The organism is Pseudoalteromonas sp. S2755, from assembly GCF_005886535.1.
Lineage (GTDB): Bacteria > Pseudomonadota > Gammaproteobacteria > Enterobacterales > Alteromonadaceae > Pseudoalteromonas.
Genome location: NZ_PNDS01000201.1, coordinates 1 through 1,954, shown reverse-complemented (window position 1 = coordinate 1,954; position 1,954 = coordinate 1). Strand labels below are relative to the sequence as shown.

Annotated in this window: 2 protein-coding genes; both read left to right on the top strand. The window is 45.5% G+C overall.

Features of this window, described 5'->3' with window-relative positions:
• On the top strand, positions 1 to 229 hold a 229-nt coding region (locus CWC03_RS22760; RefSeq protein WP_171040321.1), incomplete at its 5' end, for an acyl carrier protein.
• A 2-nt stretch (positions 230 to 231) separates the two neighbouring features.
• Positions 232 to 1,954: condensation domain-containing protein (locus CWC03_RS22755; protein ID WP_249314112.1), on the top strand; the 1,723-nt coding region annotated here is incomplete at its 3' end.

The window sequence follows — 1,954 nt, the reverse complement described above, 5'->3', positions numbered from 1 at the left end:
AGTGGGTATTGAAGATAATTTTTTCAGTATCGGGGGGGACTCTATCTCGGCTATCCGCTTGATGAATGCGTGTAATAAAGCACTGGATTTAAACATCCCAATTTCAGCCTTGTTTGAGCATACCCATATTGCCGCAATCGTCGACAACTTAGAGACGCTGAGCGTGGATATCGAGATTAAAGCAGACTCCGGATCACAACAAGAACAAACTAATAGCATGAGGATTTAACCATGTTGTCATTGCTCGCTGAACTGAAAGATCACAATCTCTCAATCTGGTTGCAAGACGGCGGACTAGAGCTGTCATTTGGCGCGCAAGCGCCAGATGCTGCGCTTGTTGCAAAGTTAAAGTCAAACAAAACACAGCTAATGGATTACCTTGAAGCAAAAGCAATTTTTTCAAAGGATGCGTTTAATACACTACCAGAATTAAACCGTCACCCACTTTCGTTTGCACAAGAGCGGTTACTCTTTATCGAACGGTTAGAAAATGGCACCAACGCTTATCATATTCCGTTTTTAGTTGAACTCTCTGAGCACATAGAGCTTGCGCGATTAACGCAAGCACTAAATATCGTGTTAGATAGGCATGAAGTACTTCGCAGTGTCTATCGTCAAGACGAGCAAGGGCAAGACTATCAAGAAGTGTTGAGCGCCAGTATTGAAATTACGCCTAACCCTGTAGCTGACTTAGCTGCGCTTAATACGGCTGTTAAACAAGCTATTAGTACACCATTTGACTTAGCCAATGAGCCTATGTTCAAGGTTTGCTGTTGGACAATCGGCGCTGAACGTTACGTGCTATTTATGTGGCACCATATTGCGTTTGATGGCTGGTCCACCGAAATCTTTATGCGTGAGCTACACCAAGCCTATTTTATGCTAGCTTCAGGCAAAATGCCTGAGCTACCAGCGCTTGAGTTACAGTACCAAGATTATGCAAAATGGCAGCGCGAGTACCTCAGCGGCGATACCTTAACTAAGCTTTTAGAACACTGGACTGATGCACTTGCAGGCGCTGAGCAGCTTGAATTACATTCGCCACTACCAAGGCCAAATGAATACCAATATCACGGTGCCGACCACCGTATTCATTTGGGTCGAGAACGAAGCGAAGCCCTAAAGGCCATAGCCAAAACGCAGCAAACCAGTCTTTATGTAGTACTGCTCAGTAGCTGGGCGTTAACATTACAAGCAACCAGCGGTCAGTCAGATTTAGTCATCGGTACGCCATCTGACAACCGTCATCTAAGCCAGACACAAAATCTTATTGGCTTTTTGGTCAATAGCTTAGCCCTGCCAATTCATATTGATAACGCACTCGACTTTAATGCCTTACTCCAACAAATACACCAAACCCTAAAAGCGGCAAAGGCACACCAAGATCTGCCATTTGATAAATTGGTCGACGCCCTAAAATTACAACGGGATCCGTCTCGTCATCCGCTATTTCAAATGATGTTTTCACTTGAGCAGTTTAAAAACAACAGTGATGACAGCAGCCAACAGCTGTTTACACCAGTGCATGAGTCGCAAGTAAAAGCGCTCCATAAAGTGGCTAAGTTCGACATTAGTTTACTGCTACAAAATGGGGACAAAGAAGTATTTGGTGATATTAACTACGCCACCGCGCTATTTCCAAGTGACTGGATCGCAACCCTTGCTGAGCGCTTTATCAATATTATCGATCAGGTGATCGCCAGAACCGCACAGCCACTTGCAAAAATAGTCCTACAAAATAGAACTGAGACTGACACACTCCGTGCTTGGCACAACAACGCCGAGTCGTTTGCCACCGACAAAGATCTGGCCAGCTTAGTAGAGCAGCACGCCGCTAACACCCCTGAGCTGACGGCCATGTTAACCAGCAGCGGTGAAGCGCTGTCTTATGCCGAAGTGAACGGTAAAGCCAATGTCCTTGCACAGCAAATCCTTGCTCAGCACCCCAAAGCCC